We start from the raw sequence: 25,206 nt of genomic DNA, 5'->3' as shown, positions 1-25,206 counted from the left end.
CGACGTGTCCGAGGTAACCGAACTGCCGATTGAGCAGTCCAAATACGATCTCCTGATTGCCACCGCGCGAGACGAAACGCCGGCGGTCACCATTGTCGCGCATCCCTGCGACGAGACCTCTCTGCGCGGTGCGTTGGAGGCCGCGCAAATGGGGCTGATCGCGCCCGTTCTCGTCGGGCCAGAGGCAAAGATCCGCAGCGTGGCCGCCGAACATGGCCTCGACCTCGGTCGGTGCGAGATCGTCGACGCGCCGCATAGCCATGCGGCCGCAGCGAAAGCGGTGGCGATGATCCGCGAGGGTCGTGGCGAGTTGCTGATGAAAGGCAGCCTGCATACCGACGAACTGATGAAGGAGGTCGCGGCGTCGGCGACCGGGCTCAGGACCGATCGAAGGATCAGCCACGTCTTCATCATGGACGTACCGGGGCATTCAGAGACGCTCTTCATCACGGACGCCGCCATCAACATCTTTCCCGACCTCGAAGCCAAGCGCGACATCGTGCAGAATGCCATCGATCTCTGGGTGACGATCGGCCTCGGCGAGCCGCGCGTCGCCATTCTTTCTGCGGTCGAAACGGTAACGACGAAGATCCCGTCAACGATCGAGGCGGCAGCACTCTGCAAGATGGCCGAACGCGGCCAGATCACCGGCGGCCTGCTCGATGGTCCGCTTGCCTTCGACAACGCGATCGACCCGGAGGCAGCAAGGATCAAGGGCATCACGTCGCCCGTGGCCGGCCGCGCCCAGATTCTGGTGGTGCCGGACCTTGAGGCGGGCAACATGCTCGCCAAGAACCTGACGTTCCTGTCCCATGCCGACGCTGCCGGCATCGTGCTTGGAGCGCGCGTGCCCATCGTGCTGACGTCGCGGGCGGACTCCGTGCGCACGCGCCTCGCCTCCTGCGCGGTCGCCGCGCTCTATGCGGCGCGCCGGCGGACCTCGCAAGTTGCGGCGGTATGACCATGGATGCGCTTCTCGTCGTCAACGCCGGCTCATCGAGCTTGAAGTTCCAGGTTTTCGGGATCACGGATCAAGGGCTCGAACGCCAGATCAAGGGCCAGATCGGTGGCATCGGCACGCGTCCCCGCCTGCAGGCGAAAGCGGCCGACGGCACCATTCTGATCGACAAGAGCTATGATGCCGACGTCGTTGGCGATCTGCCGGCGGCGATCGCGGCGGCACGCGACTGGTTGATGACGCTCGAAGGCTTCACCTTACGGGCGGTCGGCCATCGCGTAGTACATGGTGGCCCCGATTATGCGGCGCCGGTGCTGATCGATGCGACCGTCCTTGATCGCCTCGCGAGCTACCAGGATCTGGCACCGCTGCACCAGCCCAACAATCTTGCTCCGATCCGTCAGGCGATGGCGATCAATCCGGATGTACCGCAGGTCGCCTGTTTCGATACCGCCTTCCATCATGGCCACCCGGAAGAGGTGAACTGCTACGCCATGCCGCGCAGCTTCTATGAGGACGGTGTGCGGCGCTACGGCTTCCACGGCCTTTCCTATGAGTACATTTCAGAGCGTCTGCGGGATGTGGCGCCTGCGGTCGCAGGTGGTCGCGTCATCGTCGCCCATCTCGGCAGCGGCGCCTCTATGTGCGCCTTGCGCGATGGTCACAGCATCGAGAGCACCATGGGCTTCACCGCGCTCGACGGCCTGCCGATGGGAACGCGGCCCGGTCAGCTCGATCCGGGCGTCGTGCTCTATCTGATCCTGCAACGCGGCATGAGCGCTCAGGCCGTTTCTGACCTGCTCTATCACGAGGCCGGCCTCAAGGGGCTCTCTGGCGTCTCGAATGACATGCGCGACCTGCTCGCAAGCGCAGACGCCCATGCCAAGCTCGCGATCGACCACTTCGTCTATCGCGCAGGGCTCAATGTCGGGATGCTTGCAGCCGCGCTCCGTGGCATCGACGCCTTGGTTTTCACGGCGGGCGTCGGGGAGAACTCCGCACAGATCCGCGCCCGCATCGCCGAGAACATCGCCTGGCTCGGGGCCGAACTCGACCCAGCCGCCAACGAGGCCGGCGCGACGCTGATTTCGACGCCTTCGAGCCGCGTTGCGCTTTACGTCATCCCGACCGACGAGGAACTGATGATCGCCCGCCACACGCTTGCACTGCTTAAAACCCGCGCAGCCTGATCCATCGGAGACAATTGATGTCCATTCCTGTCGCAAAGGCCAAACTTCTGGACGGCCGCAAGGGCCTGATCGTCGGCATTGCCAATGATCGATCGATCGCCTGGGGCTGCGCCCGTGCCTTCCGCGCCTTCGGGGCGGAGGTGGCGGTCACCTATCTGAACGACAAGGCGAAACCTCACGTCGAACCCCTGGCGCGTGAAATCGAAGCGCCGATCTTCCTGCCGCTCGACGTGGCCGTGCCAGGGCAAATGGAAGCGGTGTTCGAGGAGATCGAGAAGACCTGGGGTGAACTCGACTTTGTCGTCCATTCGATCGCCTTTTCGCCGAAGGATACGCTCGGCGGCCGCGTCGTCGATGTCCCGCGCGAGGGCTTCCTGAAGACTATGGACATTTCCTGCTGGTCCTTCATCCGCATGGCGCATCTCGCCGAGCCGCTGATGAAGAACGGCGGCACGCTCTTCACCATGACCTATCATGGCTCACAGGTGGTGGTGGAAAACTACAACATCATGGGTGTCGCCAAGGCCGCACTCGAAAGTGCCGTCCGATACCTCGCCTCCGAACTCGGCCCGAAGGGGATCCGCGTGCACGCCATTTCGCCTGGCGCGCTGGCGACGCGCGCCGCTTCCGGCATTCCGGAATTTGACGCGCTGCTCGAAAAGACCAAGGTCAAATCGCCGAGCCGCGAGCTGATTGACATCGACGACGTCGGCGCGGCCACCGCCTTCCTTGCGCATGACGCCGCCCGCCTGATCACGGGCCAGGTGCTTTATGTCGACGGCGGCTACCACATCATCGACTAACCGCCGGGTCTCCGCATGGGTCAGATATTGCCCATGCAGAGATACTTCATCTCGAGATAGTCTTCGAGCCCGTGGCGGGAGCCTTCGCGGCCGATGCCCGATTGCTTGATGCCGCCGAAGGGCGCGGCTTCGGAGGACATGCGGCCGGTGTTGATGCCGACCATCCCGTATTCGAGCGCCTCGGCCACATGCCAGACGCGCTTCAGATTTTCGGCGTAGAAATAGGCGGCAAGACCGTAGATCGTGTCGTTGGCTTCGGCGATCACCTGCTCGGCGGTCTCGAAGCGGATGATCGGGGCGATCGGACCGAAGGTCTCTTCCTGGGCGACGCGCATGTCTGTCGAAATGCCTGTTAGCACCGTCGGCTCGAAGAAGGTGCCGGACGTGCCGATCCGGTGGCCGCCGGCGCGCACCTTGGCACCCTTCGAAACGGCGTCGGCGACATGGGCCTCGATCTTTTCGATCGCGTGTTTGTCGATCATCGGGCCGATGGTGATATCAGGCGTGAAACCGTCGCCGACAGTCAGCTCGGCGACGCGCCTGACGAACTTTTCGGCAAAGGCGTCGTGCACGCCCGCTTGCACATAGATGCGGTTGGCCGAGACGCAGGTCTGGCCGGCATTGCGGAACTTCGCCTGGATGGCGCCATCGACCGCCTCGTCGATGTCGGCGTCGTCGAACACGATGAAGGGGGCGTTGCCGCCAAGCTCCAGGCTGACCTTCTTGATCTGGTCGGAGCATTGTCGCATCAACAGCCGCCCGACCTCGGTCGAACCGGTGAAGCTGATCTTGCGCACCTTCGGGTTGCTGCAAAGTTCGCGGCCAATTGCAGCGCCTTCTGCGGCATAGAGCAGGTTGACGACACCGGTCGGGAAGCCTGCCTTTTCGGCGAGCACGAACATCGCGCCGGCAACGAGCGGTGTCTGTTCGGCGGGTTTTAGCACGATGGTGCAGCCGGCGGCTAGCGCCGGCGAGATCTTGCGGGCGACCATCGAGGCCGGGAAATTCCATGGCGTGATCGTGCCGACGACGCCGACGGGCTGCTTGATCACAAGCATGCGGCGGTCGTTGGCCGGGGCGGGGAAGGTTTCGCCATAGATGCGTTTCGCCTCTTCCGCATACCACTCGACATAGGCCGCGGCATGCAGCACTTCACCCTTCGATTCGCCGATGGGTTTCCCCATCTCGGCCGTCAGGATGGCTGCAAGGTCGTCGGCATGCGCGACGATCAGGTCGTACCAGCGGCGAAGCACGGCACTGCGGTCTTTGGCAGGCTTTGCCGCCCAGAGAACTTGCGCCTTGGCCGCAGCTTCGATTGCCGCATGGGCTTCGTCGATGCCCATATCCGGCAGCGTCGCCAGCTTTTCGCCGGTCGATGGATTGAAGACGTCGAAGGTTGCGCCAGCCCAATTCTTGCCGGCCGCGGGGATGGAGTGAAGCGAAGCGAACAGGTCGGCGTCGCGCAAGTGCTTGGTCAAGGCGGGGGTCAAGGTCATGGCGGGCATCCTCCGGCGATGGCCTGCCGCGAGACGGCAGGCCCGCTTTTGCTTGTTCTTGCGGGTGCCGATCAATCCCGGCACCCGAGAATTGCGCGTCTGAATTGGCGCGCAGCACCTACAGCGCAGCGAATCCCTCAGGATGCGCTAAGGCCGCCATAGCACTTTGAATTGCTGCATAATTTTGCCCTCAAGTCGATCCTGAATTGAGGAATTATGCACCGGGCAACCCGCGTTGCTGGTCGCCCGGTCGAGGATCAAGCACGCGCTGCGAGGATCGACGCTTCGAGAATGTCGAGCGCTTCGGCGAAGACTTCGTCCTGGATGGTGATGGGCGCCAGGAAGCGGATGACGTTGCCGTGCACACCGCAGGTAAGCAGGATCAGGCCCTTTTCCAGAGCGATCAGGCGCACCTTGTTGGCAAAGTCAGCGCTCGGCAGGTTGGTCTTCACGTCGTTGAACTCGACGGCGTTCATGAAGCCGGGGCCGCGGATGTCGGCGATTTCGGGCGCCTGCTCGCGGATTGCGGCAAGCCGCTGCTTCAGCCGGCCGCCAAGCTGCTCGGCGCGCTCGCAGAGCTTCTCCTCAGCGATAACGTCAAGGACGGCGTGCGCTGCGGCGATGCCGAGTGGGTTGCCGCCATAGGTGCCGCCAAGGCCGCCCGGCGCTGGAGCATCCATGACTTCGGCGCGGCCGGTGACGGCGGCAAGCGGGAAGCCGCCGGCGAGGCTTTTCGCCATGGTGATGAGATCGGGCGCGACATCATGGTGGTCCATGGCAAACATCTTGCCGGTACGGGCAAAGCCGGTCTGAACTTCGTCGGCGATCAAGAGAATGCCGTGCTGGTCGCAAATTTCGCGCAGCGCCTTCATGAAGGCGGCAGGCGCCGGATAGAAGCCGCCTTCGCCCTGCACGGGCTCGAGAATGATCGCGGCGACGCGACCCGGATCGACGTCGGCGGCAAAGAGCTTCTTCAGCGCAGCGAGCGACTGTTCGGTGGTGACGCCGTGCAATTCGATCGGGAAGGGGGCGTGGAAGACGTCGCCCGGCATCGCGCCGAAGCCGACCTTATAGGGAACGACCTTGCCGGTGAGCGCCATGCCCATGAAGGTCCGGCCGTGGAAGCCGCCACTGAAGGCGATAACCGCCTGACGGCCTGTCGAGGCGCGGGCGATCTTGACGGCGTTTTCGACGGCTTCGGCGCCGGTGGTCACGAAGATGGTCTTCTTGGCGAAGTCGCCGGGCGTCAGTGCATTGAGGCGCTCGGCGAGATGCACGTAGGATTCGTAGGGAACGACCTGGTGGCAGGTGTGGGTGAAGCGATCGATCTGCGCCTTGACCGCCTCGATCACCTTCGGGTGGCGATGGCCGGTATTGACGACCGCGATGCCCGAGGCGAAGTCGATGTAGCGATTGCCTTCCTTGTCCCAGATTTCCGAATTTTCCGCGCGGTCGGCGTAGATCTGGGTGGTCATGCCGACGCCGCGCGAGATGGCGGCGTTCTTGCGGTCGGGGAGGCTGGTCATGGCGCGTTCCTGTCGTCTGGAGTTAATATATTGCATTTTTTCTGCAAGTTTATTGTGGAAGTGGTACACCTTTCACTGTCGATTGCAAATCAAATTTGGTGATCGAGACACCACGGTTGCTGATGCGCCGTTCTTGTCAGATCTCGATCGCGGCGGCTAAGGTTGCGGACACGCCGGAATTGCAAGGATTCGGGCAGCGCCGCTGGGCGGTAAAGGGAAATTGGAATGGGCGCAGTGCGCTACAAGGTCGCTGAAGCGGCGCGACTGGCGGGGGTTTCCGCCTCGACGCTGAGGCTATGGGAGACGCAAGGTCTCGTCGTGCCCGAGCGCTCGCCGACGGGGCATAGGCAGTATACCGAGAACGATCTTGCCCGGTTGAAGCGCATCTCCTGGTTCCGGGCCGAGCGTGGTCTCAATCCGGCTGCGATCCGTGAGGCGCTGGACGCCGAAGCGGCTGCGGATGACCAGCCCCCATCGGCGACGAGCGACGGGCCTGAAAACCAGATCGGGCGCAAGCTACGCAGCCTCAGGCACGCCGCCGGCAAGACGCTGGAGCAGGTCGCCGGCGAGATCGGCATCGCCGCCTCGGTGCTCTCGACGCTGGAGCGCACGTCGCAGGGCGTCTCGGTCGCTGTGCTGCACAACATCGCGGAATTCTTCGGAACCACCGTTTCCAGCCTTGCTGGTGAAGAGGAGGCGGATACGCGCGCCGTCGTTCGGGCCGGCGAATGGCGGACATGGCCGCGCACGACCCCCGGCGTCACGGTGCAACTGCTTGCCGATGGCCGCAACCAGATGGATTGCCACCGCTTCGTGCTGGAGCCGGGCGCGTCCAGCGAAGGCGCCTACGGGCACGAGGGCGAGGAGTTTGTCTATGTGCTCTCCGGCCGTGTCGAGTTCATTCTCGACAGCGACCAGTTCTACGACCTCGGTGTCGGCGACTCGCTCTATTTCGAGAGCAAGAGGCGGCACGCCTGGACGAACCGGCATGACGGCGAAACCGTGCTGCTCTGGGTCAACACGCCGCCGACGTTCTAATCGTCGGCCGATCACGCGGCATTCCCAATTGAAACGCAATCGGCGCGCGGTGCGAATAGAACCGCGCGCCGATTGGTGTTGTGAGCCTAGGCAAGCCGTCTGCTCCCCGATCCGGTGACCCGGAGCGGGGAGGGATTGTCGGATCAGCTGGCCGCGTAGCGCTTTGCCATTTCCGGCAGGCGCAGCGTGCGGATCTTCGAGGCCTTGCCAGCGGTGCGGAAGGCTTCGAAGCGCTCCTTGCAGACTTCGGTCATCAGCGCGGTTGCCGGCTTCAGGTAGGTGCGCGGGTCGAAGTTTTCCGGGTTCTCGGCGAAGTTCTTGCGGATCGTGCCGGTCATGGCGAGGCGCAGGTCGGTGTCGATGTTGACCTTGCGAACGCCGAGCGGGATCGCCTTCTGGATTTCCGAGACCGGAACGCCCCAGGTCGGCTTCATCTTGCCGCCATAGGTGTTGAAGAGATCCTGCAGATCCTTCGGCACCGACGACGAGCCGTGCATGACGAGGTGGGTGTTCGGCAGCTTCTTATTGATCTTGGCGATCGTTTCGATCGACAGGATGTCGCCATCGGGCTCGCGGGTGAACTTGTAGGCGCCGTGGCTGGTGCCGATCGCGACGGCCAGTGCGTCGACGCCGGTCTTGGTGACGAAGTCGAGCGCCTGCTCCGGATCGGTCAGCAGTTCTTCACGCGACAGCTTGCCTTCGAAGCCGTGGCCGTCTTCCTTGTCGCCGGCGCCAGTTTCGAGGTTGCCGAGGCAGCCGAGTTCGCCTTCAACCGAAACGCCGGCCGCATGCGCGATCTTCACGACTTCTGCGGTGACGGCGACATTGTATTCATAGCTGGCAACGGTCTTGCCGTCCTTCTCCAGCGAGCCGTCCATCATGACGGAGGTGAAGCCGTTGGTGATGGCCGAAATGCAGGTCGACGGCTGGTCGCCGTGGTCGAGGTGCAAACAGACCGGGATATGCGGGTATTCTTCCGCCGCGCCAAGGATGAGGTGGCGCAGGAACGCGTCACCGGCGTAGGAGCGGGCGCCACGGCTTGCCTGAAGGATGACCGGACTGTCGGTCGCATCGGCGGCGCGCATGACGGCCTGAATGTATTCCAGATTGTTCACATTGAACGCCGGCAGCGCGTAGTCGTTCTCCGCCGCATGGTCGAGCAGTTGCCGCAATGTGATCAATGCCATTCGCTATCTCCCTTTGGATACTCGGTGCAACCTATGCGGCGCACCACAAAAACAATCCGGCCGTTGAACCGCACGAAATGCATCGATGGCAAAGTCGATGGCCGGCTTTTTCGTGCGGCGTGACGGCGCGCGCGAATTGGTCGCGCCCACCGAAGTCAGGCGCACAATAGTTCATCGAAGTGGTTTGACAACCGGGCAAAAGGCAGGTTGCCAGAGGTCGAAACTCGCTTCAATCGATTTTACTGTGGACTGGATGCAACACCTTCAGTGTGAAGTGTTTTCACTTTCTGGTGGTGCCTGAGAGGAGGGGGAGTCGAGGGCAGTGGATGCAACCATTGGGCGCTGGTTTTGTCTGCTACACCACCGCGGTGGATGCCCTCTCGGAAACAGTCTGTCGACAGGAGGTGAACGTCTCGCAAGAAGATTGCGGCAACGCCCCTCTTTCTTTGCGCAGATTACGTAAACTGCCGCTAAAATTCACAAACTTTGCATCGCGGATGATTCGAGGCCCAATCCGGCCGACAAAAAGCGCGGACCTAAAACGTTGCAGTAGATTTCGCAAAAATGCCCTGTTCACGTCATATGCCCGTCGCAAAGGCGACGAAAAGAATCGCAAACAAAATACAACCTATGGGATAGGTCGATTCCCCTCCTATAGATAAAGATGCAGACAGCCGCAGAATCCGCCTTGCGTTCGCGAACGATTTGCACTTCTCTCCTGCGATCACAAACCCAAAACAAGGGGAAGGAGAGAAACAAAATGGCATCACTGAAACTCAACCTCCGCGCTGCCGCGCTGATTGGCTCGCTGCTCATCGGAGCAAGCCCGGCACTTGCCGAAGCTGTCCTGCATCGCGGCAACGCAGGTGAGCCGCAGACGCTCGACCAGCACCACACCTCGATCAACATTGAAGCGTTCATCCTCAAGGACCTCTACGAAGGTCTGACGATCTATGACGCCTCTGCCAAGATCGTCCCCGGTGTTGCTGAGACGTGGGAGCTTTCGGACGATGGCACGGTCTACACCTTCAAGCTGCGCGCCGATGCAAAGTGGTCGGACGGTTCGCCGGTAACGGCTGAAGACTTCGTCTTCTCCTTCCGCCGCGTCGAAGATCCGAAGACGGCTGCCGGCTACGCCAACATTCTCTTCCCGATCAAGAACGCCGAAAAGGTCAACAAGGGCGACCTGCCGACCGATCAGCTCGGCATCAAGGCGATCGACGAAAAGACCGTCGAAATCACGCTCGAGCGTCCGACCCCGTTCTTCCTGGAGCTGCTCGCACACCAGACGGCACTTCCGGTCAGCAAGGCCAGCGTCGAAAAGAACGGCGCGGACTTCGTCAAGCCGGGCGTCATGGTATCGAACGGCGCCTTCACGCTGCAGGCCCACGTTCCGAACGACAGCCTGACCGTCGTCAAGAACGCCAACTACTGGGATGCGGCCAACGTCAAGCTCGACAAGGTCATCTTCTACCCGATCGACGACCAGGCTGCTTCGGTTCGTCGTTTCGAAGCCAAGGAAATGGACCTCGTCTACAACTTCTCGGCTGACCAGATCGACCGTCTGCGCACGTCCTATGGCGAGCAGGTCCATGTCTCGCCGTCGCTTGCGACTTATTACTACGCCTTCGACACCCGCCAGGAGCCCTATAGCGACGTTCGCGTCCGCCAGGCTCTCTCCATGGCCGTCGACCGCGACTTCCTCGCCAAGGAAATCTACGCCGGTTCGCAGCTCCCCGCCTATTCGATGGTTCCTCCGGGCATCGAGAGCTACGGTGAGCCGTCCAAGGCCGAGTTCGGCACGCTGTCGCAGCTCGACCGCGAAGACAAGGCCATCGCCCTGATGAAGGAAGCTGGCTACGGCGAAGGTGGCAAGCCGCTCGACATCGAGCTGCGCTACAACACCAACCCGAACCACGAGCGCGTCGCAACGGCTGTCGCCGACATGTGGAAGAACACCTTTGGCGCCAAGGTGTCGCTGGTGAACCTCGACGTGTCCTCGCACTACGCCTACCTGCAGGAAGGCGGCAAGTTCAACGTTGCCCGCGCCGGCTGGCAGGCTGACTACGCGGATGCCGAGAACTTCCTGGCGCTCAGCGTCGGCTCCAACAAGACCTTCAACTACGGCCATTTCGAAAACGCCGAGTTCGACGGCCTGATGAAGAAGTCCTACGACGAGCAGGATCCGGCCGCTCGCTCGAAGCTGATGCATGAAGCCGAAGCGCTGCTGATGAAGGAACAGCCGATCGCTCCGCTTCTGACCCAGGCCGACCTGTGGCTGGTTGCCAGCCGCGTCAAGGGCTGGGCGGACAATGCTCCGAACGAGCACCTCAGCAAGTTCCTGAGCATCGCCGAATAACGAACAGAGACGACGCGCGGTCATAAGGTCGCGCGTCGCCTCCGGAGCACGTCCATGATTTCCTTCATCCTTCGCCGATTGGCGAGTGCGGTGCCGACCTTGTTTATCGTCGTCACCATTTCGTTTTTCTTGATGCGGTTCGCCCCTGGTGGCCCCTTCAACCTCGAGCGTCCTCTTCCGCCACAAACGATGGCGAACCTGATGAAGACGTACCAGCTCGACCAGCCTCTTTGGCGCCAATACACGCACTATCTCAGCAATGCGGTGACCGGCGACTTCGGCCCGAGCTACGTCTACAAGGACAACAACGTCGCTGAACTGATCGGCAAGGGTCTGCCCTATTCGATGGAACTCGGCTTCTACGCGTTGCTTATTGCGCTGATCGGCGGCGTCACCGCCGGAACAATTGCCGCGCTTCGGCAAAACAGCGTCCTCGATTTCACCATCATGTCGTTTTCGACGATAGGGGTCACCGTGCCCAACTTCGTCGTCGGCCCGGTGCTGACACTGGTCTTTGCGATCGTGCTCGCATGGCTGCCGGCCGGTGGTTGGGGGGATGGATCGCTGCGCTTCCTGATCCTGCCGATGATCGCGCTGGCATTGCCGCAGCTTGCAGTTTTTGCGCGGCTCACGCGCGGCTCGATGATCGAGGCGCTGCATACCGACCATATCCGAACAGCCAAGGCCTATGGCCTGCCATCGCGAACGGTCGTCGTTACCCATGCGATGCGTGGTGCGATGCTGCCGGTCGTGTCCTATCTCGCGCCCTGTGCTGCGGCCCTTCTGACCGGCTCGGCCGTCGTTGAGACGATCTTCACCATCCCGGGCGTCGGTCGCTACTTCGTCCTTGGCGCCATCAACCGTGACTACACGCTGGTGATGGGCACAGTTATCCTCGTTGCCATCTTCGTCATCGTTTTCAATCTCCTGGTCGACATTCTCTACGGCCTGCTCGATCCGAGGGTTCGCCATGACTGATATCGCCCAGACCCCGGCGGCGACGCCGGAAACAAAGGGGCGCAGCCTCTTCCAGCTCGCCGCCATGCGTTTCAAGCGCAACCGCGCCGCCATGGCCGGCTGCTTCATGCTGGCGCTTATCGCGCTGTTCTCGTTCCTCGGCCCGTTCTTCGTCCCGCACACCTATGATCAGGTGTTTCCGTCCTACGTCTCGATCAGCCCGAGCCTGGAGCCGCGTCCAGATACGTCGACGCTTCAGGACGTGATGGAAGGCGTCGCCACACGGGCACGCGTCACGCTCAAGGAGTTCAATCTCGAGGGTGAAACCTTCACCGCGACGATTACCTCCGAACAGCCGATCGATTCCCGTGCCACGCGCTACTTCGACCGCGCCAACGAATTCCGTGACACCCAGGTGGTGGCAACGGAAAACGACGGGAAGACGCTGAAGGTGACCGGCCAGGTCGACCGGGAATACTTCCCCTTCGGCACGGATTCCAACGGCCGCGACCTCCTGGTTCGCGTCATGCTCGGCGGCCAGATCTCGATCGCCGTCGGCCTGCTTGCGAGCCTCGTGTCTCTCGGGATCGGCGTCGTCTACGGCGCGACATCGGGCTACATCGGCGGTCGCGTCGACAACGTCATGATGCGTCTGGTTGAGATCATGTATTCTCTGCCCTTCGTGTTTCTGGTCGTCGTTCTCGTCGTGTTCTTCGGCCGCTCGTTCATCCTGATCTTCCTGGTGATCGGGGCGGTGGAATGGCTTGACATGGCCCGTATCGTGCGCGGCCAGACATTGGCGTTGAAACGTCGAGAATTCGTCGGCGCCGCGCAGGCGCTCGGCCTGACGGACTGGCAGATCATCCGCCGGCACATCATCCCCAACACGATTGGCCCGGTCATCGTTTTCGTGACCGTCGTCGTGCCCAAGGTGATCCTGCTCGAGAGCTTCCTCTCCTTCCTCGGCCTCGGCGTTCAGGCGCCGCTGACGAGCTGGGGGGCGCTGATCTCGGAAGGCGCAAACAACATCCAGTCGGCGCCATGGCTTCTGATTTTCCCGGCCATCTTTTTCGTCCTGACGCTGTTCTCGCTGAACTTCGTCGGCGACGGCCTGCGCGACGCGCTCGACCCGAAGGATCGCTGACATGGCAGATACCAAGGAAACCATCCTGGCCGTTCGCGGCCTCAAGGTGAACTTCTCGACGCCTGACGGCACGGTCGAAGCGGTCAAGGGCATCGATCTCGATGTGCGCACCGGCGAAACGCTCGCGGTCGTCGGCGAGTCCGGCTCCGGCAAGAGTCAGACGATGATGGGCATCATGGGCCTGCTTGCCAAGAACGGCACCGTGACCGGCTCGGCAACCTACCGCGGGCAGGAGCTCGTCGGACTGCCGGCTAAGGCCTTGAACCAGGTCCGCGGCGCGAAGGTCACCATGATCTTCCAGGAGCCAATGACCTCGCTCGATCCGCTCTATCCGGTCGGTCGCCAGATCGCCGAGCCGATCGTTCACCACCGCGGCGGCACGTTCAAGCAGGCGCGGGCGCGCGTGCTCGAACTGCTGGAGCTCGTCGGCATTCCGGAACCGGCGCGCCGCATCGACAGCTATCCGCACGAGCTATCGGGCGGCCAGCGCCAGCGCGTGATGATCGCGATGGCACTTGCGAACGACCCGGATCTGCTGATTGCGGACGAGCCAACGACGGCGCTCGACGTGACGATCCAGGCGCAGATCCTCGATCTACTGAAATCGCTGCAGAAGCGATTCGGCATGGCGATCGTGCTGATCACCCACGACCTCGGCATCGTCAAACACTTCGCCGACCGTGTCGCCGTGATGCGTCGCGGCGAAGTGGTTGAAAAGGGCACGACGACCGACATCTTCGAACGGCCGCAGGCCGACTATACGAAGATGCTGCTCGCCGCCGAACCGAGCGGCCGCAAGGCGTCTCCGCCCGACAGTGCGCCGATCATTCTTGAAGGTCGCGACGTCTGCGTCGACTACCAGATCGGTGGCGGTCTCTTCCGCGGCGGCAAGTCCGTCTTCCGAGCGGTCGACAGCGTCAATCTGCGCTTGAAGGAAGGGCAGACGATCGGTGTCGTCGGCGAGTCCGGTTCGGGCAAGTCGACGCTCGGCCGCGCGCTTCTTCGACTCCTGCCGAGCAGCGGCCACTACCGCTTCGGCACGACGGATATCTCCGGCTTCGACCGCGGGCAGATGCGGCCGCTGCGGCGCACCCTGCAGCTCGTCTTCCAGGATCCTTACGGCTCGCTTTCGCCACGGCGCACCGTCGGCGAAATCATCACCGAAGGCCTGCACGTGCACGAGCCCGAGCTCACCCGCGCCGACCGCGACCGCCGGGCGTCGGAAGCGTTGAAGGAAGTGGGCCTCGATCCCGCCTCCCGCAACCGCTACCCGCACGAGTTCTCGGGCGGCCAGCGCCAGCGCATCGCCATTGCTCGTGCCATGATCCTGAAGCCCAAGGTCGTCATCCTCGATGAGCCGACGTCGGCGCTCGACCGTTCGGTCCAGGGGCAGGTGATCGAGCTGTTGCGCGACCTGCAGCGCTCACACGGGCTCTCCTACATCTTCATCAGCCACGACCTTTCGGTGGTGAAGGCGATGTCGGACTATGTGATCGTCATGAAGAACGGCAAGATTGTTGAGGAAGGCGAGACCGATGCGATCTTCGAGGCGCCGAAGCAGCCCTATACCAAGACGCTGATCGGCGCTGCCTTCAACGTTTGAGCAGGCACAGGCCTTCAAAATTTGGCGGGGACGCGAGCGATCGCGTCCCCGTTTCCGTTCTCGGGCTCGGAAACGTCAGGTCTCGTTCTCTGCGGAGAAATCGGAAGCGACGAGTTTCTTGTCGAGCCCGAACTTCTGCATCTTTTCGTAGAGCGTCTTGCGCGAGATGCCGAGGGTCTCGTAGACCGGCTTCAGCGCGCCGCCATGGGCGGCGATTGCGCTGGCGATGAGGCCTTTTTCATAGGCCGCCACCTTGTCGGCGAGGCGGTTGCCGTTTTCCGATCGCGCGCTGTCGTCGGGAGCCGCATCGAGCCCGAGCACCAGCCGCTCGGCGGCATTGCGCAACTCGCGCACGTTGCCCGGCCAGTCGCGCTCGGCGATTTCGGCCAGCATCGATTGGGAGATCTCCACCTCATCCCGGCCGTAGCGAGCGGCCGACTCCCTGACCAGTTGCAGAAAGAGCAGCGGAATGTCGGCGCGCCGCTGGGCAAGCGAGGGGACGCGGAGCGTCGCGACGTTGAGGCGATAGAGGAGGTCCGCCCGGAAGCGCCCGGCGGCGACTTCCTTTTCGAGATCGACCTTGCTGGTGGCGATGAAACGGACGTCGAGCGGGACCTGCTCGTTCGATCCGAGCCGGGTGATGACGCGTTCCTGCAGCACCCGCAGAAACTTTGCCTGGAGGTCGAAGGGCATCGAGCCAATCTCGTCGAGCAGGATCGTACCGCCGCGACCATGTTCGAACTTGCCGTAGCGTGGACGGATGGCGCCGGGAAAGGCGCCGGGCTCGTGGCCGAAGAGCTCGCTTTCGATCAGGTTTTCGGGCAGTGCGGCGCAGTTGATGGCGATGAACGGGCTGTTGGCGCGGGTGCTCAGATCATGCAGCGTGCGGGCCAGCACCTCCTTGCCGACGCCGGTATCGCCGATGATCAAGGTATCGGCATCGGCCGCGCCGAGCGCGCGGATGCGGTAGCGCAGATCGACCATGACCTGGCTTCGACCGGGCAGCCGCTGTTCGATGTCGTCGCGCTTGCCGGCAACCGCCTTCAGCCGGCGGTTTTCAAGAACGAGCGCGCGCCAGTCCAGTGCCCGGCGGATCGTGCCGGCGAGCATCTGCGCTGCGAAGGGCTTCTCGACGAAGTCATAGGCGCCTTCGCGCATGGCCCGGACCGCGAGTTGCACATCGCCATGGCCGGTGACGAGGATAACCGGTACCTCCGCATCGATTTCGCGGATGCGCTGCAGGAGGGTCATGCCGTCCATGCCCGGCATGCGGATATCGCTGATCACCACGCCAGGAAAACTGTAGCTGATGAATTCGAGCGCGTGTTCGGCGGCCGAGAAGGTATCGACGCGGAAACCGGCCAGCTCCAGCGCCTGGGCGCTCGAATGGCGCACATCCTCTTCGTCATCGACGAGCAGGATCCGGCTCTCGATCATTCGGCGGCCTCCCGGGCATTGCTGTTTTCGGCAGCGAGTTCGATGCGGAACTCGGCGCCGCCTTCCGCAAGGTTAGTGGCGACAAGGCTTCCGCCGAAATCCTTGATAATGTTATAGGAAATCGAAAGGCCAAGGCCCAGCCCCTTGCCGACGCCCTTTGTGGAAAAGAATGGGTCGAAGATACGTTCGGCAATCGCCGGCGCAATGCCGGGGCCACGGTCGCTGACGGTCAGCACGACTTTGCCGTCTTCCTGCTTCGTACGCAGGCGGATGGTGCGGTCGTCAAGGCCCTCGACGGCATCGGCGGCATTGGAAATGATGTTGACCAGCACCTGCTGCAGGCGGACCGAGCCGGCCCGGACGACGAGCGGTTCGTTGCCGAGATCGATGTCGATGGTCGCCGCCGCCGCCTTCAGCCGAGCCGACACGATCTCCATCGTGTCGCGCACCACTTCCTCGACCGGGACCGGCCCGAGTTTCTCGTTCGGTTTGCGGGCGAAATTGCGCAGGTGCTTGCTGATCGCCGCCATCCGGTCGACAAGCCCGGAGATGCGGCGGATATTGTCCGTCGCTTCGTCGGACCGACCCCGCTCGATCAGCAGTGCGGCGCTGTCAGCATAGGTCTTGGCGGCGGCGAGCGGCTGGTTGAATTCGTGCGAGAGGGCGGCGGACATCTGCCCGAGCCCTGCCAGTTTTCCGGCCTGGATCAGATCGGCCTGCGTCCGTCGCAGTTGCTTCTCCGTCAGCCGCCGTTCGGCGATCTCTTCCTCGATCTGGCCGTTGACGCGGGCAAGGTCAGCGGTGCGTTCGTCTACGCGGCGTTCCAGCTCGGCCTGTGCTTCCGCCTGCATCGACAGGCGCTCGTTGAGCCGCGCGCGCCGCTGGAGAATGATGGCGACGCCGAGACCGGCAAGGCAGAGCAGAAGCAGAGCGGCGATAACAGTCGTCAGCGCCTGTGTTCGCACCGACGCGGTGTCGACCAGCACATTCACCGTCCAGTCGGCGTCGGGCATCCGCTGCGAAAGCATCAGGTATTCGCGGCTCGAGTTTTCGGCCGAGACGGTGAGGAAATGACGGTCGGACGAAACACGCTCCGACACGGGAAGGGCATGTACGGTCGCATCGGCGTAGCGCCTGGAGGCCTCGGTTCGTGCAAGCCGGTCCGACGTCAGCGGCAGGATCGACGCGTAGCGCCATTCCGGATCGCCGGACATGAAGACGATGCCTTCCGGGTCGGAGACGAAGATCTTGTACTCGCCGCCCTGCCAGGACGCTTCGATGCGCTCGACATCGACCTTGAACACCATGACGCCGCGGATCTCGTTGCCGACCCGGATCGGGGAGCCGAAAAAGTAGCCGCGTTTCAACGACGTGGTTCCGAGTGCATAGAACCGCGATTGCTCGCCGCGAAGCGCTTCCTGGAAGTAGGGCCGGTAGCTGAAATTCTGCCCAACGAAGCTCGTCGGCCCGTCATAGTTGCTGGCGGCGATGGTGTTGCCATCCGGCGTGATCACGTAGATGTCCGAGGACTGCAACAGGCCGTTGATGTCCTTGAGGTAGCTGTCGACGGCCTCCCGCAGTCGCCGGTCCCGTGGGCGGGTGACGAGCTCGCGGACATCGTCATGATCCGCGATCAGTGCCGGCAACGCCTGGTAGCGGTTGAGGTGGCCGTCGAGCGCGGTGACGGCGAGGCGCAGCGCCGTGGTCGCCTGAGCACCTGCCTCGCGCAAGTAGCTGTCGGTCGTGACCGCATAGCCTTTCCATGCCAGCATGGCTGCAAGCAGCGGCAACAGCAGGAACGCAAGGACCAAGCGATGTTTCACAGATATGCGCGCCCCTCCTCGCGTCGTTGCAGCAAATGCCGCCCGCCGATCTTAAGCATCGGGGCGAGGGCTCACAAGTCGCCGCTGGAACTCGCTTCTGTTGACGAGTTTTAGGTGTCGTCAACGATCTGTTGACAATGCGTTTGGTTGCGGCCGTCTTTCGCCGAGGAGCGGATAGGCGCATCTAAGACCCAACGGAGCGCCCGGTGGCGCCGGAGAGAAAGGATCACGGCAATGCTCAATCAGATCAAGGGTCTGCATCACGTCACTTCGATGGCGGACGATGCACGCGAGAACAACCTGTTCTTCACCAAGTCGCTCGGCCTGCGCCGTGTCAAGAAGACGGTCAACTTCGACTCGCCGGATGTCTACCACCTCTATTACGGCGACGAAGCCGGCACGCCTGGTACCGTCATGACCTATTTCCCGTTCCCGCAGATGCCGCGTGGCCGCGCCGGTACTGGCGAAGTCGGAACCACCGTCTTCTCCGTGCCCGAAGGTTCGCTCGGTTTCTGGAAAGAGCGGCTGGCGACGCTCGGCGCCACCGGTCTCAAGGATGAAGAAACCTTCGGTGAAAACCGCCTGAACTTTGCCGGCCCTGATGGTGACGGCTTTGCGCTTGTCGAGGTCAGGGACGATGGGCGCACGCCCTGGACGGAAGGCGGCATTTCCGCTGATCATGCGATCCGCGGGTTCCATTCGGCAGCACTGCGCCTGCGTGACGAAGGTGCGACGGCGGAACTTCTGAAGTTCATGGGCTACGAAGAACTTGACCGCAAGGATGGTGTAACTCGTCTAATCGTGCCCGGCGGCAACGATGCCCGCGTCATCGACCTCGAAACGATGCCGAATATCGGCCGCGCCTCGCAAGGGGCCGGCTCGGTGCACCACATCGCCTTCGCGGTCGATAACCGCGAAAAGCAACTCGAGGTGCGCAAGGCACTGATGGACACGGGCTATCAGGTGACGCCGGTCATCGACCGCGATTACTTCTGGGCGATCTATTTCCGCACGCCGGGCGGCGTCCTGTTCGAGATCGCGACAAACGAGCCTGGCTTCGACCGGGACGAGGACCTCGCCCATCTCGGCGAGGCGCTGAAGCTGCCGCAGCAGCACAAGCACCTGCGCCCGATCCTCGAAAGTCACCTGCAGAAGATCGACTAAGACGCCAAGAAGGCTCGCCGCCGCGGCGAGCCTTCGCTACCCGATCTTGCACAGGTCGGTTCACAGTTTTGTCGAAACCGTGAAGTCAACGCTTTGAAATCAGGCAGGTTCGCACGAGGCTTCGACCCGTCGGAGGCCTGCCCCAGGAGACAAAAATGGTAGATCATGGCTATGTTCACAAGCTGAAGGCCGGAAAGCCCGGCCAGCCGATTTTCTTCGTGTTCCACGGGACCGGCGGTGACGAGAACCAGTTCTTCACTTTCGCATCCGAGTTGCTGCCCGACGCGACGATCGTTTCGCCACGAGGCGACGTTTCGGAATTTGGCGCCGCACGCTTCTTCAAGCGCACCGGCGAGGGTGTCTACGATATGGCCGACCTTGCTCGCGCCACCGAAAAGATGACGCGCTTCGTCAAGGCGCTGGCTACGGAGCATCAGGCTTCTCAGGTGATCGGCCTTGGTTATTCCAACGGCGCAAACATCCTTGCCAACGTGCTGATCGAAGGTGGTGTTTTCGACAAGGCGGTGCTGATGCATCCCTTGATCCCGTTCCGCCCGAAGGACAATGCGGGGCTGAAGGAGCGTAGCGTCCTGATCACCGCCGGCGAGCGTGACCCCATCTGCCCGGCGCCGCTGACCCAGGCGCTCGCGGACTATTTCCAGGGGCAGGGCGCGGCAACCGAGATCGAGTGGCATTCGGGCGGGCACGACATCCGCCAGAATGAAATCGCGGCGATCGCGCGCTTCCTGAAGGATTGATCACTCCAGCCGGCGACGGAAGAGCCAGGAGGCGGCCGAGAGGGTGACGATGGCGATCAGAAACAATGGGATCGTCTGTCGCGCCACCTCGACCGCCGGAATGTCCTTGAGGAACACGCCCTTCACGATCACGAGGAAGTAGCGCAGCGGATTGACATAGGTGATCGGCTGCAGCCAGGAGGGCATGTTCTCGATCGGCGTGGCGAAACCCGAAAGCAGCATCGCCGGCACCATGAACAGGAACGCGCCGAGGATCGCCTGCTGCTGCGTCATCGACAGGGCAGAAATGAACAGGCCGAGGCCGACGACGGAGGCGAGGTAGAACACCGCGCTGCCGTAGAGCAAAAGCAGCGAGCCGCGCAGCGGCACGCCGAAGATGAAGACGGCCGCCAGGATGTAAATGCTGATGTGGAAGAGGCCGATCATCATCGGCGGGATCAGCTTGCCGATCAGGATCTCGTGGGTTCGAAGCGGCGAGACCATCAGTTGATCGAAAGTGCCGAGCTCCCGTTCGCGCGCGATCGATAGCGCCGTGACAATAAGACCGATCAACAATGCGATGCTGGCGACGAGGTTCGGAACCATGAACCACTGGTAGGTAAGGTTTGGATTGAACCAGTTGCGGGCAACGACGGTGACCGCCCCCGATGCCATGCGCTTGCCGGTGGGCGTCTCGGCGGCAAGCGTGCCGACGATACGGCCGAGATAACCGGAGACGATCTGCGACGCATTGGAGCGGCGGCCGTCGAGGATGACCTGCACCTCCGCCGGCCGGCCGGCCTCGATATCGCGCGAGAAGGTGGGGCCGATTTCGATCGCCGCAATGACCTGCTGGGTGTCGATCGCCAGGCGCACCTCCTGCTGACTGTCGGTGAAGCGGATGCTTCGGAAGGTTGGCGAGCCGTCGATCCCCTCGATCAGATCCTGGCTCCAGTGGCCGTTGTCGCGGTTCAGCACCAGCACGTCGACATTCGTGACCTCCAGCGTCGCAGCGTAGGAGAACACCAGAAGCTGCAGGATCGGCGGTACGATCAGCACGGTGCGCCCCTTGGGGTCGCGCAGCACCGCCAGCAACTCCTTGACGATCAGGGCCTTCAGTCTCGTCCACCACATGTCAGCCGATCCTCTTGCGGGTACTGCGGGCGGCGAGCGCGAAGAACACGCTGCCGATCAGGAGCATGGCGGCAATGGACTTGCCGAACATCGGCCAGATGTCGCCAGCCAGAAACACCGTCTGCAGGCTCGGGATCAGATAGCGCGCCGGCACGATAAAGGTGATCCACTGGATGACCGTCGGCATCGAATTGATCTCGAAGAGAAATCCCGAAAGCAGGAAGGCCGGAAGAAACGCCGAAATCAGCGCGAGCTGCGAGGCGAGGAACTGGTTCTTGGTCGCCGCAGAAATCAACAGGCCCTGACCGAGCGCCGGCATCAGGAAAGTCGCTGACAGCGCGTAGAGCGCTGCGACCGAGCCGCGAAAAGGAACGCCGAAGAGGAAGACGGCAAGGAGGACGCAGAGCGTCATCGAGGTGAGCCCGAGAATAAAATAGGGCAGCAGCTTGCCGGCAAGGAGTTCGGCTGCCGAAACCGGCGTCGCCATCATCGCCTCCATCGTGCCGCGCTCCCATTCACGTGCAACGACGAGCGAGGTGAGCAGCGTCCCGACCAGCGTCATGACGATGGCGATCGAGCCCGGCACCAGGAAGTTCCGGCTGGTCAGCTCCGGGTTGAACCAGAAGCGCTGCTCGGCCGAGATCGCCGGCGGCCGGCCGGCGCTGTCGCTCAACCGCTGGCGCTCCCAATTGGCTACGGTCGCCTGCGCATAGTTCTGGACGAAGTTCGCGGTGTTGGGATCGGAGCCATCGACGAGCACCTGCAAGGCGGGGTGCCGACCGGCCGAATAGTCGGCCACGAAGCTCTTGGGGATTACAACGATGCCGCGGACCCGGCCAAGCACTAGGTCTTCCTCGAACTCGCGGCGGTCCCGACCGACCGCCACCGTGAAATAACGCGAGGCCTGAAATCCCGCAGCGAGATCGCGCGTCAGCGGGGCCTCTTCTTCGACGACGAGGCCGATGCGGGTCTGCGTCGTGTCGAGCGAAACACCATAGCCGAAGAGAAACAACAGGATCATCGGCAGCACGAAGGCGATCAGGATGCTGCTCGGGTCGCGAACGATCTGATAGCTTTCCTTGCGCACCAACGCGGCAAAGCGTCTGGCTCTCGTGGCCCGGCCCTCGGTCGTTGCGGCGCGCGCGCTCATGCGGCCTCCTTCTCCTCCGAGCCTTGAACCAGAGCGATGAAGGCATCCTCCATCGTCGGGTCCGGAAGCTCGGGGCTGGCGACCTGCGCCTTCAATTCGTCCGGTGAGCCGAGCGCGATCGACCGGCCGCGATAAATCAGCGAAATGCGGTCGCAATATTCGGCTTCGTCCATGAAGTGGGTGGTGACGAGTACGGTGACGCCCTTTTCGACAAGGCCGTTGATGTGGGTCCAGAATTCGCGCCGGGTGATGGGGTCGACGCCGGAGGTCGGTTCGTCGAGAAACAGCGCTTCCGGTTCGTGCAATACGGCGCAGGCGAGTGCCAGACGCTGCTTGAGGCCGAGCGGCAGATCTTTCGCCGACATGTCGAGCAGGCGGGCGAAGCCGAAGATTTCCGTCATCAACTGGATGCGTTCGCGTTTGCGCGCGCCGGCAAGACCGTAGACGCCCGCAAAGAAGCTGAGGTTCTGGCCGACGCTCAAATCGCCGTAGAGCGAGAATTTTTGCGCCATGTAGCCCAGCCGGTTGCGTGCTTCCGCTGCGTCTCGCCGTAGATCGAAACCGGCGACGCGGCCTTCGCCGGCCGTGGGCTTCAACAGCCCGCACAACATCTTGAAGGTCGTGGATTTGCCGGCGCCGTTCGGGCCTAAGAGCCCGAAGATCTGGCCGCGTGGTATGTCGAAGGTGATCGCATCCGCGGCGCTGAAATCGCCGAAGCGTTTCGTCAGTCCTCGCGCTTCGATGACCGGCCGTTCGCCGTCGGTCGGGAAGGGGGTCTGGGTTTCCGCGAGCTTGGAGCGGCCGCCGGGACCGCCGCCCAACATGTCGATGAACGCATCCTCGAAACGTGGCGTGGTGGTCGCCACGCCTGATGCGGACGAATGTCCGCCCGGGGATGGCGGTTTGGTCCCTGGCTTCATGACCAGGCGGATCGCTTCGCCCTGGATGACCCCGTCGACGACATCGTCGTCGTCGAGATAGCTTGCGAGCTTCTGGCGCCGCCCATGGGTAATGCCGGATACCTTGAAGACGCGCTCGGCGACCCTGGCGGTCAATTCGGCGGGACTACCCGTGAACAGGAGCTTGCCTTCGTTCAAGAGCAAAACGCTGTCGCAGGCCTCTGCCTCGTCCAGATAGGCCGTGGACCAGACGACGCCGATGCCCTCCTTCGTCAGGTTTTCGACCATCTTCCAGAGATCTCGGCGCGAGATCGGGTCGACGCCGACGCCCGGTTCGTCGAGGAGAAGCAGCCTCGGCTTGCGCAGCAGGGCGCAGGCAAGGCCAAGCTTCTGCTTCATGCCGCCGGAGAGCTTGCCGGCAAGGCGGGTGGTGAAACGCTTGAGGTCGGTAAATTCGAGCAGTTCGTCGAAGGTCGCTGCGCGCTCGCCAAGCGGCAGGCCGCGCAGATCGGCGTAGAGATTGAGGTTTTCCTGAACGGAAAGGTCCTCATAGAGGCCGAAGCGTTGCGGCATGTAGCCGATGGCCGCCTGGATATCGGCAGCATTCGCCACCGTATCGAAACCGAGAACCTCGACCTTGCCTTCGTCCGGCACCATCAGCCCGGTCATCAGGCGGATCAGCGTGGTCTTTCCGGCGCCATCGGGGCCGACGAGCCCGGTGATCCGCCCGCCCAAGATTTCGCCAGCGATATGGTCGAGCGCCGGCGGGGCATCGCCGAAGCGCTTGACCACATCCGCGATGCGAACGAACGGCACCTCGTCGCTCATTGCGCGGCTCCAGCCTTTTCCGGCAGATGCACGGTCACGGGCATGCCCTGCCGGAGATCGGGGCCCGGCTTGTCGACAACGATGCGCAGGCGATAAACGAGATCGGTGCGCAGTTCCGGCGTTTCCACCGACTTGGGCGTGAATTCGGCGACCGGTGAAATGAACCCGACCGTCGCCTTGTAGCGGTGGTCCGGGGCGCTGTCGGACGTGACCTCGACGGCCATGCCGGGATGCACCCGGCCAAGGTCCGGTTCCGCCACATAGGCGCGCACCCAGACGGGTTCGTTCAGCGAGACGACGTAGACGGTGTCGGAAGGCGCGACGATGGCACCAGCCTCGCGCACCCGTGACAGGACCGTGCCGGCGCTCGGCGCGAACAGTTGGGTATCGGCAAGCGAGGTGCGGGCGCTTTCGAGCTTGGCTTCCGCGGCAAGCACCTGCGCCCGGGCGGCTTCAATATCCTCGATCCGGCTTCCCTCTTCGATGAGCGCCAAGGCCTCGCGGGCGGAGGTGGCGCGCGCTGCGGCTGCCGCCCTGTTGGCATTCGCCTCGTCGAGATTGGCCTGGGAGATGGTGCCGTTCGGGCGCAATTGCCGGGCGCGTTCATAAGCGAGATTGGCGTTTTCGAGATCGGCCAGACGTTCCTCATGGGTCGCGCGCGCCTGGGCGATCTCGGTCGGGCGTGCCCCCGCCCTCAGCTTTGCAAGGTTGGCCCTGAGCGCACCGAGATCGGCCTGCGCCGCGGCGACCGCCTGCTCGAACGGGACGGCGTCCAGCGTCGCCAGAACGTCCCCGGGCTTGACCACGTCTCCTTCGTCGACGCCAAGGCTTGCGATGCGGCCGCTGACGCGGAAGCCGAGTGAAACCTGCCGAATGTCGACATTGCCGTAGAGCACCGAGGTCTGCTCCGTGCCGATCCAGCCGAGCCGCTGCGGCACGTCGAACCACCAGGCACTGGCCGCGGCGCCGGCAAGCAATACAAGGGCTACTGCCGGCTTGTTCATGACCGGTCCTCCCGCTTGCTTCCAATGGCCGCGACCAGCTCGGCAGCATGTCGGCGCAAGAGGTCGAGCTCGTCAGGACCGACCGCCTGCCATTTCATCTGCCGAAGCACGGCTGCGTGCGCCATGCGGAAGACCAGGATGCTGCCGACGAAGGACAGGGTTTTCAGCCGGACCTGTTCCGATTGAGGAGGCTCGCCAAGGATGGTGGCAACCAGCCTGCCGGCCATGCCGATCATCGGGCCCATGACGTTGGAATAGACGCGCTCAAAGGCTTCCGTCGGCTCCATCTGTTCGCGGATGATGAAGCGCGCCCAGCTTTCGGACTGACGGCTCACGAAGAGGGCGACCATGTGCTGCGCCAGCTGGGTGAGCATGTCGCGGGCCTCCCGGGGTTCCAACGGCTGGCCTTGGCTGTCGAGGTGGGCAAGGCGAGCAAGAACCGCGTTTCGAAGGTCTGCGACGTGGTCGATGATGATCGAGGCAAGGTGCTCCGCAGCGGCGACGTAGAGGCCTTCCTTGCCGCCGAAGTAATAGGGGATTGCCTGGAGGTTCACGCCTGCCGTTTCGGCGAGCATGCGAGTGGTTGCGCCGTCAAAGCCGTAGCGGCCAAAGACGTCGATGGAACTGGTCAGCAGTTTCTCGCGGGTGACATCTCCGCGGTCCTGCTTGGTCGGGCGGGGCGAGGTTTCTTTTTTCATGACATACTGAAATTACATCATTCCAATGAATAAGTCAATCGAATGAATTTACGCGACGGATGACGACATGC

20 protein-coding genes are annotated in these 25,206 nt (G+C 62.9%); 10 read left to right on the top strand and 10 right to left on the bottom strand.

Going from position 1 to position 25,206, the window contains the following annotated elements; all coding sequences use genetic code 11:
• Nucleotides 1-4 precede the first annotated feature (4 nt).
• Genes OVA00_RS01160 through fabI form a run of 3 tightly spaced genes read left to right on the top strand, consistent with a single transcriptional unit; the run spans nt 5 to nt 2,951 of the window.
• Complete coding sequence (locus tag OVA00_RS01160; RefSeq protein ID WP_060586225.1) at nt 5-961, top strand: phosphate acetyltransferase; 957 nt, start codon at nt 5-7, stop codon at nt 959-961.
• A 2-nt stretch (nt 962-963) separates the two neighbouring features.
• Nucleotides 964-2,148, top strand: coding sequence for an acetate/propionate family kinase (locus tag OVA00_RS01155; protein ID WP_034799605.1), 1,185 nt, complete (start codon nt 964-966; stop codon nt 2,146-2,148).
• 17 nt (nt 2,149-2,165) lie between these two features.
• The gene (fabI, locus tag OVA00_RS01150) at nt 2,166-2,951 is read left to right on the top strand and encodes an enoyl-ACP reductase FabI (protein ID WP_034799607.1); all 786 of its coding nucleotides are present in this window, start codon (nt 2,166-2,168) and stop codon (nt 2,949-2,951) included.
• A gap of 20 nt (nt 2,952-2,971) precedes the next feature.
• On the opposite strand, the gene OVA00_RS01145 is transcribed toward fabI, so the two are convergent.
• Nucleotides 2,972-4,447, bottom strand: a complete 1,476-nt coding sequence (locus OVA00_RS01145; RefSeq protein WP_034799609.1) for an NAD-dependent succinate-semialdehyde dehydrogenase — start codon at nt 4,445-4,447, stop codon at nt 2,972-2,974.
• A 257-nt stretch (nt 4,448-4,704) separates the two neighbouring features.
• Complete coding sequence (locus OVA00_RS01140; protein WP_034799611.1) at nt 4,705-5,973, bottom strand: 4-aminobutyrate--2-oxoglutarate transaminase; 1,269 nt, start codon at nt 5,971-5,973, stop codon at nt 4,705-4,707.
• 225 nt (nt 5,974-6,198) lie between these two features.
• Between OVA00_RS01140 and OVA00_RS01135 the strand changes: the two genes are divergently transcribed.
• Nucleotides 6,199-7,011, top strand: coding sequence for a MerR family transcriptional regulator (locus OVA00_RS01135; protein ID WP_034799613.1), 813 nt, complete (start codon nt 6,199-6,201; stop codon nt 7,009-7,011).
• 143 nt (nt 7,012-7,154) lie between these two features.
• Here the strand turns inward: OVA00_RS01135 and fba are convergent, their stop codons facing one another.
• Nucleotides 7,155-8,198 (bottom strand): class II fructose-bisphosphate aldolase, encoded by a 1,044-nt coding sequence (fba, locus tag OVA00_RS01130; RefSeq protein WP_113293611.1) that lies wholly within the window; start codon nt 8,196-8,198, stop codon nt 7,155-7,157.
• Nucleotides 8,199-8,958: 760 nt separating this feature from the next.
• Between fba and OVA00_RS01125 the strand changes: the two genes are divergently transcribed.
• From OVA00_RS01125 to OVA00_RS01110, 4 genes are read left to right on the top strand one after another with little or no spacing between them, the layout of a single operon-like run.
• Complete coding sequence (locus OVA00_RS01125; protein ID WP_034799615.1) at nt 8,959-10,557, top strand: peptide ABC transporter substrate-binding protein; 1,599 nt, start codon at nt 8,959-8,961, stop codon at nt 10,555-10,557.
• 54 nt (nt 10,558-10,611) lie between these two features.
• A complete protein-coding gene (gene oppB / locus OVA00_RS01120) occupies nt 10,612-11,535 on the top strand; it encodes an oligopeptide ABC transporter permease OppB (protein ID WP_034799616.1) in 924 nt (307 codons plus the stop codon).
• A complete protein-coding gene (locus OVA00_RS01115; RefSeq protein WP_034799617.1) occupies nt 11,528-12,658 on the top strand; it encodes an ABC transporter permease in 1,131 nt (376 codons plus the stop codon). The genes oppB and OVA00_RS01115 overlap by 8 nt, the downstream gene beginning before the upstream one ends.
• A gap of 1 nt (nt 12,659) precedes the next feature.
• Complete coding sequence (locus OVA00_RS01110) at nt 12,660-14,261, top strand: ABC transporter ATP-binding protein (protein ID WP_060518193.1); 1,602 nt, start codon at nt 12,660-12,662, stop codon at nt 14,259-14,261.
• A 75-nt stretch (nt 14,262-14,336) separates the two neighbouring features.
• Here OVA00_RS01110 and OVA00_RS01105 read toward each other — a convergent pair whose 3' ends face one another.
• Complete coding sequence (locus tag OVA00_RS01105) at nt 14,337-15,698, bottom strand: sigma-54-dependent transcriptional regulator (RefSeq protein WP_060586231.1); 1,362 nt, start codon at nt 15,696-15,698, stop codon at nt 14,337-14,339.
• On the bottom strand, nt 15,695-17,521 hold the full coding sequence (locus tag OVA00_RS01100; protein WP_268087713.1) for a sensor histidine kinase: 1,827 nt from the start codon (nt 17,519-17,521) through the stop codon (nt 15,695-15,697). Before OVA00_RS01100 ends, OVA00_RS01105 begins: the two co-directional genes overlap by 4 nt.
• Nucleotides 17,522-17,755: 234 nt before the next feature.
• On the opposite strand from OVA00_RS01100, the gene OVA00_RS01095 reads away from it, so the two are divergent.
• On the top strand, nt 17,756-18,685 hold the full coding sequence (locus OVA00_RS01095; protein ID WP_090295852.1) for a VOC family protein: 930 nt from the start codon (nt 17,756-17,758) through the stop codon (nt 18,683-18,685).
• Nucleotides 18,686-18,840: 155 nt separating this feature from the next.
• Nucleotides 18,841-19,443, top strand: a complete 603-nt coding sequence (locus tag OVA00_RS01090; protein WP_192372796.1) for an alpha/beta hydrolase — start codon at nt 18,841-18,843, stop codon at nt 19,441-19,443.
• On the opposite strand, the gene OVA00_RS01085 is transcribed toward OVA00_RS01090, so the two are convergent.
• The 5 genes from OVA00_RS01085 to OVA00_RS01065 are packed head-to-tail and all read right to left on the bottom strand — an operon-like array spanning nt 19,444 to nt 25,135.
• Nucleotides 19,444-20,556: an ABC transporter permease gene (locus tag OVA00_RS01085; protein WP_192372798.1), complete on the bottom strand. Its 1,113-nt coding sequence runs from the start codon at nt 20,554-20,556 to the stop codon at nt 19,444-19,446.
• Between the two features lies 1 nt (nt 20,557).
• Nucleotides 20,558-21,706, bottom strand: coding sequence for an ABC transporter permease (locus tag OVA00_RS01080; protein WP_034799624.1), 1,149 nt, complete (start codon nt 21,704-21,706; stop codon nt 20,558-20,560).
• Nucleotides 21,703-23,433: an ATP-binding cassette domain-containing protein gene (locus tag OVA00_RS01075; protein ID WP_268087712.1), complete on the bottom strand. Its 1,731-nt coding sequence runs from the start codon at nt 23,431-23,433 to the stop codon at nt 21,703-21,705. Before OVA00_RS01075 ends, OVA00_RS01080 begins: the two co-directional genes overlap by 4 nt.
• The gene (hlyD, locus tag OVA00_RS01070) at nt 23,430-24,437 is read right to left on the bottom strand and encodes a secretion protein HlyD (RefSeq protein WP_268087711.1); all 1,008 of its coding nucleotides are present in this window, start codon (nt 24,435-24,437) and stop codon (nt 23,430-23,432) included. The genes OVA00_RS01075 and hlyD overlap by 4 nt, the downstream gene beginning before the upstream one ends.
• The gene (locus OVA00_RS01065; protein WP_192372804.1) at nt 24,434-25,135 is read right to left on the bottom strand and encodes a CerR family C-terminal domain-containing protein; all 702 of its coding nucleotides are present in this window, start codon (nt 25,133-25,135) and stop codon (nt 24,434-24,436) included. Before OVA00_RS01065 ends, hlyD begins: the two co-directional genes overlap by 4 nt.
• Between the last annotated feature and the right edge of the window lie 71 nt (nt 25,136-25,206).

This window comes from Ensifer sp. SL37 (genome assembly GCF_026672675.1).
GTDB lineage: Bacteria > Pseudomonadota > Alphaproteobacteria > Rhizobiales > Rhizobiaceae > Ensifer > Ensifer adhaerens.
This window is presented reverse-complemented; position numbering and strand designations above follow the sequence as displayed.